This window comes from uncultured Methanospirillum sp., from assembly GCF_963668415.2.
GTDB lineage: Archaea > Halobacteriota > Methanomicrobia > Methanomicrobiales > Methanospirillaceae > Methanospirillum.
The window spans coordinates 400,176-409,904 of the sequence record NZ_CAXXDL010000001.1 but is presented as its reverse complement, the minus strand read 5'-3'; the positions used below and the strand labels follow the sequence as shown (position 1 = coordinate 409,904).

General features: G+C 40.9%; 4 protein-coding genes. 3 read left to right on the top strand and 1 reads right to left on the bottom strand.

All coding sequences use genetic code 11. The annotated features are described in order from the left end of the window. The first annotated feature begins 627 nt into the window (after positions 1 to 627). Positions 628 to 1,107, top strand: a complete 480-nt coding sequence (locus tag ACHZA2_RS02000) for a phosphate-starvation-inducible PsiE family protein (RefSeq protein ID WP_319578312.1) — start codon at positions 628 to 630, stop codon at positions 1,105 to 1,107. Positions 1,108 to 1,120: 13 nt separating this feature from the next. Here ACHZA2_RS02000 and ACHZA2_RS01995 read toward each other — a convergent pair whose 3' ends face one another. Next, positions 1,121 to 4,756 carry a chemotaxis protein CheB gene (locus ACHZA2_RS01995; RefSeq protein ID WP_319578311.1) on the bottom strand — a complete coding sequence of 1,212 codons (3,636 nt, stop codon included), beginning with the start codon at positions 4,754 to 4,756 and terminating at the stop codon, positions 1,121 to 1,123. Positions 4,757 to 5,414: 658 nt separating this feature from the next. Here ACHZA2_RS01995 and ACHZA2_RS01990 point away from each other — a divergent pair. Both ACHZA2_RS01990 and ACHZA2_RS01985 read left to right on the top strand, forming a co-directional pair. Beyond that, on the top strand, positions 5,415 to 8,234 hold the full coding sequence (locus ACHZA2_RS01990; protein WP_319578310.1) for a PAS domain-containing protein: 2,820 nt from the start codon (positions 5,415 to 5,417) through the stop codon (positions 8,232 to 8,234). Between the two features lie 6 nt (positions 8,235 to 8,240). Beyond that, a complete protein-coding gene (locus tag ACHZA2_RS01985) occupies positions 8,241 to 9,593 on the top strand; it encodes a response regulator (RefSeq protein ID WP_319578309.1) in 1,353 nt (450 codons plus the stop codon). Positions 9,594 to 9,729 lie beyond the last annotated feature (136 nt).

Here is a 9,729-nt window from a genome sequence, read left to right as displayed (position 1 = left end):
GGCTTATGTTCTGATATTCTGGATGTGGTGCCAAAAATGATGAACAAAGAACATTCATGCAATGATGATCTGTATTGATCAGTACCCTATCATCGATTCTGAGTACTCTCTTTTATTGAGATGATAGATACAAGGTTGTTTTTTGGATTGTTCTTCTGATAAGTTGTATCTGTGCGTTTTGATCTCCCAAAAATTGGGCATCTTCTCATCACCGAGAATACTTGCATACCCCGACTCTCCAACCATATTAAAGTTACAATGAAGGTTGCCATCTTCTTCTTTCAGGCAATGGATACATCTTCGTGAAATATCTTCACTTACACATGGCCTGATTGATCTTTCTTCTATTGGAGGTATCATACTCCCAATCAGTCTTACTTCCCCTTAATTGTTATTACAGTACACTATGTCCATTTCAGATCTCATCAGTCACTTTCTAGATGTAAAATACACATAGTTGTGAATTCACACATTAGGGAGCAGGCTATCTGGTTTAGTGCACTATTATCCCAGATCAAAAAAAATGGGCAGAATTCATGAATATTTTATATCACATTTCTGATTCTAAAATCTGTTTTTCAATGCCCATACTATATGCTCTCATTGCAATACAGTAGATGAGAAAATATGAAAACGCTTGATCAGATAATATCGTATAAACCTGAAGAAATTAGTTGGGTTGACTTCGTAATGGTATTACTAATCTTCTTCTCCATGACCTCTTTTATCTTTATTGGAATATTAAACCTGGTTTCTGTGTACATGTCTATCTTTGTATTTTTTAGTGGGCTTGACGGACCAATAACTGATACCCGAATATTAGGAATTATTAGTACAACTCTTTTGACGATCATAATTGTAGAACTCTATATAACTGTAAAAGAACTTAAAAATGGTAATATTGATATTAAACTGATTTTAATTATTGGGTTGACTGCAATAATCAGACATTTTATACTGTTGATATCGCAGGATTTTAGTGAAAAGGATGTATTTGCCATGATTGGACTTGCAGTTGTAATGATGTTGTTTATATTCGGGTTATGGATTGTCAAAAGTAGAAATATTGATAGTATCTCCAATATCTGGGCCCCTGTCAAAAAATAAAATAGTTACAGGTTCACTCTTTGCCTGTTCTGAATTTACCTGGGGGTATCATAATCTCAAATTTTGCACCTGTTCCTTCCACTCCACATTCATGAATTGAAAGCCCGGTAATTGAAAGGATCTCCTGGGCTAGAAAAAGACCTATTCCCGTATGTTTCCCATATCCATGGTTAAAGATTAGACTTTTCTGATCTTCAGGGATTCCTCCCCCATTATCCTCACAGATAATGATGTACCTCCCATCCTGTTCCCGGGTAAAAAAATGTACCCTGCTCAAATTCTTCCCATGACGGATTGCATTCTCCATGAGGGTGGCAAATACTTTACGTAGAATAGGTTCAGCGTAAATCTCCAGATTCTTTGGGATCTGGTTCTCAATGATGACACCTACAGGGTTAATCTCTGATTCTGCAGAGTCAATTAGTTGGGAAACCAACTGCCATCCACTTGAGATAGTTCCAAAACTCTCGTAATCCTTGGTAAAACCAATAGTTGCTTCCATTCGTTTACAAGCATCGATAGAGTTATCTAACAGTTTTTTGAGGGTATCAGGATCAGACTCTTCACCAAGTAAATACAAAGTTCCCTGAATTACAGAGATCTGATTGATGATATCATGTCGTGTCAGACTGGATAGAAGTTTAAGTTTATTATTGGCCTCATGAAAGGCTTCCTTTGTTCTGTATAACTCAGAAACATCTTCCATGGCAAGAAGGATAAGATTCTGACCCCCTTTTTTATTCCAAATGCATCTGGCGTTCAGAATAAGGGTTTTCTCTCCAATACCCGGAATATTTACATGTACAGTAACATCTTCAAATGAGGTTTTTTCGGGGACAATTGTGTGCAAAAGAGTTATGAGGTGAGAAATACTCCACTGACTGCTCCCTATCTCGATGAGATTTCTCCCCTCTGTTTCGGCTGGTGATGTCAGAAACATCTGGTAATATGAATGACTTACTGAGATCACTGTTAAATCATTATCTAATACCAGAAGAGGTTCCCGTATGGTATCTATTATATTCTCAGCATATTCCCGGGATCTGACTGCCTCTTCTTCTGCTCTTTTTCTGCTATTTATGTCAATAAAGGAGAGAACGACTCCGTCAATAACATTTTTGAGTGTCCGGTATGGGAATATCCTGACCAGGAACCATCGATTATCAGTTGTCTGTATCTCTTTTTCCTTTGGTATTAATGAATCAAGAACCATTCCTGCCTCTTCAAGCAGGGTATCGTTGAGAATGAGAGATTTGATATCTGAAAGCGGTCTTCCAACATCAGAACTGACAAGTTTGTAGAGAGTGACTATCTCCGGGGTAAACCATCTGACTTTAAGGTCGATATTCAGAAAGATGGTGCCGACTCCTGTACTGCTCAGGAGGTTCTTCATGTCGCTTTGAATGTCCGCCAGTTGTATGATCTTCTCCTGCAACTCGGCGTTCACGGACATGATCTCTTCATTAACCGACTGTATCTCTTCTTTTGAAGTTTCTAACTCTTCATTAGTGGACTGGAGTTCTTCATTCGTTGATTGCAGTTCTTCGTTGGTTGACTTGAGTTCTTCGTTCGCGGCCTGCATCTCTTCTATTGTTGCCTGTAGACTCTCTTTTGTATACAGCAACTCCTGTTCAAGTTCAGTTACCCGTTCAGGGTTAATATGACTGGTATCTGATTTTTCTTTCTGAACGGATCCTTCCTCAGACTCTTCTGCCAGATGGAAACTGATGATAAGATTACCGTGCAGAGTCCCTGAATGGATGATTGGTCTAACCTCCAGATTGACTGTTTCATAACCGCCATTAGTCCGGACCTGCAAATTTTTACACGTAACGACTATCTGCTGCGTTTTTGAAGTGAATATTGCTGTCCTGAGATCCAGTTGTAATCCCTCACGTGCCATCTCGACAACAGATAGTGTTGCCTGACCCTGGGCAGGACGAAGAAATTTACCGGTATCTCCATGTACATACAGAATAGTGCCTGTGTCATCGGTAACCACCGAAGGTGGAGCATATGCCTGGAGTAATTCCCGCCGTGTCTGTTCGACTATTGATGCATCCATGCGTCCGGGATGGATATCTGAATTTGGTATGAGGGGATGCATGTCTCTTGAGGCAAGAGGAGCCTCCATTAATATCTGGCCTGCATTTTTTATGCCTGAAGCCTCATAAATTCTCCATTTTCTGTTAATTTGTTTGAAAAGGTCTGGAAAGCTTCCGATACTTTCAGATGAGGAAAGAAATAGAATTCCTCCGGGTTTTAGCGCATAATGAAATGCCGGAATGAGTCTGGATTGGAGTTCGGATTCAAGATATATGAGAAGATTACGGCAACTGAGAAGATCAAGTCTGGTAAACGGGGGATCTTTAATGAGATCCTGGGTTGCATAAATCACCATCTCCCTGATGTCCTTGTTTATCTGAAATCCGGCATCCTGTCTGATAAAATATTTCCTGAGGCGTTCTGGTGAAATATCTGCGGTAATATTTGGTGGATAGAATCCTTTTCGTGCGACGGCTATTACATCTTCAGCAATATCTGTGCTATAAATCTGAACTTTACAATCTCTCTCCAGATCTTCGAGTACTTCTCTGATAATGATAGCGAGTGAGTAGGCTTCTTCACCGGTTGCACAACCAGGAACCCAGACCCTGAATGAATCATATTCATTCTTATTTCGGATTAGATCAGGGAGTACATTCGTCTTTAAAAATTCGAACGCTTCTGTATCACGAAAGAAACTGGTTACATTAATGAGTATTTCACGAAAGAGTATCTTTACCTCATCCGGATGTTCTTCTACATACCGGGCATAACCTGAAATATCCTCAATTGCAAGAACTGACATTCGTCTTGCGATCCTGCGGTTTATTGTACTTTTTTTGTATTTGGAAAAATCGTGTCCGGTCCGTGTCCTGATGATTCTCAATATTCGGCTAATGGCGCCCTTATTATCTGATTCTTTAATTTCATCAATGGCTGGATGAGACGGTGATATTGGACCAAAGAGGTCCGAAATACTAGAGATAAGCTGGGCCGGAATCTGTGCCACCGGGAGAATATAGGTTGCATACCCACTCTCTATGGCACTGGTAGGCATGCCATTGTATTTGGCCTCATTTGGATCCTGAACAAAAGTTAGACCCCCACCTCCCTGAATTGCCCGCAGCCCAAGGGTACCATCTGTTCCGGTACCAGAGAGCACGACACCAATGGCTTTATGCCCAAGTTCATCAGCCAGGGATCTGAAAAACAGATCAACCTTCATACGCTGACCTTGGACGGTGTCAGGCATACTGAGGTGAATCATGGAATGGTGGATTGTCATCATCCGATTCGGTGGGATGATATAGACATGATCCGGCTTTATTTGCATCTGGTCTTCAGCTTCAATAACCGGCATTTTTGTGACCCTTCCGAGAATATCAGCAAGCATACTCTCGTGATCAGGATCAAGATGGGGAATCAGAATAAAAGCGGCACTACTGTCAATCGGAACGAGGCGAAGAAATTGCTCGAAAGCTTCCAGACCTCCGGCTGATGCACCGATTCCAACAATTGGAAATGTGTTAATCCCGGTGGTGGATGCTGCGATAACACCTGATGCATCAACAACAGACCGATCTGGGTTGGTTTTTTTTGGCATTTTTTTCCCGGATCAGATCTCAAGTGATTGGAATGAAATAAGAACTGAAATGTGACATGAAATTATTGTGCTTATATGGTAGTATGTTATATATCTGTTGTGTCTGTTCTGATGTTGAACAATGTATCATACGAATCGGGGTATGATTTAATTGGCGATTCAATCAGATTTATGTTCGCTATAACCAGAATAGAACCATGAATATTTACCAATTCAGCCGGTATTAGTGCTCTCCTATAGCATTATTAACACCCATAATAAAAAGAAGCCTTCTCTCAAGCCGGTCCAAGGTAAAATAACAAAAAATCAATGTTGGAAAGGCTCATTTCAAAATTTGTAAACTGGAACTATTTTTATATGGAGTAGGAACCAGAACAGGAATAGGTTCCTATCTGGACATTTCCCTTGTACCACTTGGATAAGATAAACACTCAACAGGTAGTGGGCTGATTTTAAATTGATTTGATAAAACCCAGATAAGATACTGTTATGTGTCTGATCTGTGTTGAGTACTACCCGAGGCAATAGAACCAAATCAGGATTCAATAATTCGACATATCCATATCAATCAATTAGTACGGAATCAATCAGTATCGTACCATTCAAACTACGAATCTCCTCTCATGACTCAAGAAGAATGCAAACCAGGAAAGATACGATGAAAACAGGGAATCCCGACGAGGGACATGAGGGTGGTTCACTTCAGGATATTGTTATCGAAAAGATCAACAACTCTTCAAAAATTCTGAATTCTCTACCTGAAAAGACATCGGAAGAACTGATGTATGATCTGCAGGTACATCAGGTTGAATTAGAGATACAGGCTGAAGACCTCAGGCAGGCACATCTAACAATAGAAGAGTCCCGTGACAAGTACCTTGATCTCTATGATTTCGCTCCGGTTGGATATATCACGCTCACGCATATGGCAATAATCTCAGAGGCTAACCTTACTGCTGCAACTCTTCTCCGTGTTGACAGGAAAAAACTGATTCATTCCCGTTTCAGATCCTGGATAGATCCACACGAGAGAGATATCTGGGATATGTATCTGGTGAATCTGCTCCGATCAGATGCGAAACAAACCGTTACCTGCCTGTTCAGGCGTAGTGATGGAACTGTCTTTCCTGCGAGGCTGGAGGGCATTAACCTCACACAAAATTTTCATAATCAATCGATAAGGATAGCAATCAGTGATATTTCTGATCTTAAAAAGACAGAAGACGAGTTAAAGAAAAGTCAGGATCGTTTCAGGCTTGCGATACAAAATGCTCATGTATCGGTAGCTATTCAGGATACGGACCTTGTTTTTCAGTGGGGATATAATCAGCAGATCATACAGAATGAAGAGATCAAAGGAAAGAAAGATACTGATCTTTTCACTCAGGAAGATGCACACCATCTGATAGACCTCAAACGCAGGGTTCTTGAAACCGGGGAAGAAGTCCATGAAAAAATGTGGATGACCATTCAGGGGAAACGAATATTTCTTGAACTCAATCTACAACCCATCCATGACGAAAAAGGGCGTATCACCGGTATCGGGACCGCAACCCTTGACCTTACTGAGCAAAAACTGATTGAAGATGCATTAAGGCACAGCGAAGAAAATCTTCAGCAGACTCAGGAGATACTGGAAGCGGTCACGAAAGGAACTGAGGTACTCATCGCTGCACAAGACATACATTTTCGCTATATTTTTTTCAATCAAGCATATAAAGAGGAGATGAAACGACGGACCGGGAAAGATCTGACATTAGGCTCCAGCATGGTAGACTTGTTTGTAGAAGATCCACATGGAAAAAATGTGACCGTGCAGGAATGGAGACGGGTGCTTCAGGGTGAAAATGTAAACAAGGAGGTGGAATTTGGAGAACCAGGTACTGACAGAAGAGTCTATCATACCCTGTACACTCCCATTCGGGATGCCCTGGGATCTATCATCGGTGCCGGAGAAGTCGCGTATGATGTCACCAACCAGGTGTTGATGGATGAAAAATTGCGGGAGACAAAGGATTATCTGGATAATCTCATTACCTCTGCCAGTGCTCCTATTATTGTCTGGGACCCGGATTTCAGAATAAGGCTATTCAACCGTGCATTTGAACAGTTAACCGGGAAACCGGCTCAGGAAGTTATCGGAAAACGACTTGAGATTCTGTTTCATGAGCGGTATCTTGCTTCGGTAATGAATCTCATCAAAAGAACGAAGGAAGGAGAACGGTGGGAAAGTGTTGAGATTCCAATTCTACATAAGAATGGTGAGAACAGAACCGTACTCTGGAATTCGGCATCTATTTTTGGTTCTGATGGAAAAACCCTCGTTTCAACAATCGCCCAGGGGCAGGATATCACTGATCGGAAAAAAATTGAATCTGAATTCAGACTCCGGGCTACCGAATATGAGAAACTAAATGAGACATTAAACGAGGAGATCAGGCAACGTATACGAACAGATACCACACTAAAAAAAACTCTTTCTCTCTTACATGCATCGCTTGAATCAACCGCAGATGGGATTTTTGTAATCGATCAAGAAGGAAAAATCTCGAGTTATAATCAGAATTTTGCATCCATGTGGAATATTCCCCGGAGTATCCTGGAGTCCGGAGAAGCTCATAAAGTACTGGATGTAATACTACCACAAATTAAAACACCTGAAAAATTTGCAGACACCATAACCAATTTTCATTCACATCCAACTCGTGAAAGTTTTGATATGATTGAATTTATCGACGGGAAGATCTTTGAACGTTATTCAAAACCCCAAATTATCGGCGATGTTGTAGTTGGGAGGGTCTGGAGTTTTCGTGATATTACTGATCGAAAACGTGCAGAAAGAAAACTGGTAGCCTCATTACAGGAGAAAGAGGTTCTTCTTCGGGAGATCCATCACCGTGTCAAGAACAATCTCCAGTTGATATCTGGCCTTCTTGATATGACCCGGATGAGGACAGATGATGATTCTATCTACAGTATTCTGACTGATATGATGCTCAAGATTCAGACCATGGCTCAGATCCATACCAGACTCTATGAAAGCAAGCAGTTTGGCAAGATCAATATCACAGATCAGATCCGGGATCAGTCAAAAGCATTATCTAATATATATTCCAATGAAGGGCATGAGATAACCTGCGAAATTCAGCCGAATGAAATTTTTCTTCCGGTAGATCTGGCACTTCCCTGTGCCCTGGTTGTAAACGAGATTCTCTCGAATGCGTATAAACATGCATTTATCGGAAGAGAGAAGGGCACAATTGACATAGCGGTGGAAGAGAAGGATGGAAACATCAGGATTTCGATACGTGACAATGGAATCGGGATACCAGATCCAGAAGAGATCAGTCGTTCAAACAGTCTCGGGGTGAAGTTAATCAGGACTCTGGTTCAGCATCAGCTCAGAGGTTCCCTGATTATTACAAGTGTTCAGGGAACGCATGTTCTGGTAGAATTCCCGTATCTCGCAAAGGAATAATTGCCCATGTCAAAAATTCTCATTGTTGATGATGAAGCGATCATCACCATGCAACTTGAAGAGCGCCTTAGTGCAATGGGATATGATGTAGCGGGTATGGCTGCCTCTGGTGAAGAGAGCATCGAGAAAGCGAGACGGTTGGGACCCGATGTTATTTTGATGGATATCGTGATGCCTGGAAAGATGAATGGCATTGATGCAGCAAAAATCATTACCACTGAATTACATATCCCTGTTGTTTTTATCACTGCATATGCAGATGATGCCATCATCGCGAAAGCAAAGAGCGTACGACCCTATGGATATATTGTCAAGCCCTTCAACGAACTGGAGATAAAAGCTGCTATTGAAGTAGCATTATTTCGCAGATCAGCAGAGCAGGAAGAAGAGAGATCAATCAAATCAATTCACCGGACAATTCCTTCATCGTCTGATTCTGACCAGATTGATGGAGATGATCTGACCTATCTGGATCAACCAGAGATAAAAACCGTGTTACTGGAAGATATTTTTACTGATATCATGCTCTTTCTGTATACGGATCAGGCTGAGAAAGATCCCATCTTTAAATTCGCATTAGAGGAAGGGATAAAGAAAGGTGGACGCAATCTGTTTGCATACTCACATTCAACACTTCAGAAATACTTTCCCAAAGAGATTCAAAGTCACAAACTTTACATTCACCGGATAAAAACCAACGAACTCTATACACTACCACCTGTTTTGGAAAAATGCACCGATTCGCTTCTCTATGAAGGCTCAAAAGAATCACTCCACATACTGATTGATTTTTCAGAAACCGAAGATTTTGATGATATTATTGCCATTAAAAATCTGCTTCTTGATAAAAAGAAGAGTGGAACCCTCATATCAGGGATGATCGCCCTTAATATCGGGAAAATTGATCATACGCTGATAAAAATTCTCGCGGAAGGGATCTCCAGAATCATTGTATCTACTGGCAAAGAGACTACCCTTTCATTTGCCCACCATACCTATCCGGTTGATTCTCTATCAGTTGTCCCCCAATCTACTATTGATGATGTAGTAAAAAAATTACTTGAGCCTGTAGTCCTTTCTCTTCTGGATAAGCCTGTGTCAGGATTTGATATTGTTCATGAGATCCATAACAGGTATCAGGTTTTAATTCCTCAGGCACGGGTGTACACCCTCCTCCATGACCTGCTTGAGAATGGCCATCTTGAGATACGGATATCAGGAAAATCTAAGTTATATTGTCCAACTCAGAAAGGAAAAATCCACATCAGTCAGAAACTTAATGATTTTAAAAAAGTATTTGAGCATATATTGGGTGAAGAAAGGGAATTACCCACAAATAACACAGATTCAAGGATGTAACGAACATCCTATTCTCGCCAGATTCATCGAAAAGACTCCACCCTTAAAGTATCAGGACCAGATCCTGCTTTTCATCGTTCATTGATGAATCAAAAAATGAAACAAGATTTGTATCATGTAGTCAGGTTTATCCCGT

What these genes read in the sequence shown, in the direction of transcription:
- ACHZA2_RS02000 (WP_319578312.1), top strand. Translation starts at nt 628, where the DNA reads ATGAAAACGCTTGATCAGATAATATCGTATAAACCTGAAGAAATTAGT.
- ACHZA2_RS01995 (WP_319578311.1), bottom strand. Translation starts at nt 4,756, where the DNA reads ATGCCAAAAAAAACCAACCCAGATCGGTCTGTTGTTGATGCATCAGGT.
- ACHZA2_RS01990 (WP_319578310.1), top strand. Translation starts at nt 5,415, where the DNA reads ATGAAAACAGGGAATCCCGACGAGGGACATGAGGGTGGTTCACTTCAG.
- ACHZA2_RS01985 (WP_319578309.1), top strand. Translation starts at nt 8,241, where the DNA reads ATGTCAAAAATTCTCATTGTTGATGATGAAGCGATCATCACCATGCAA.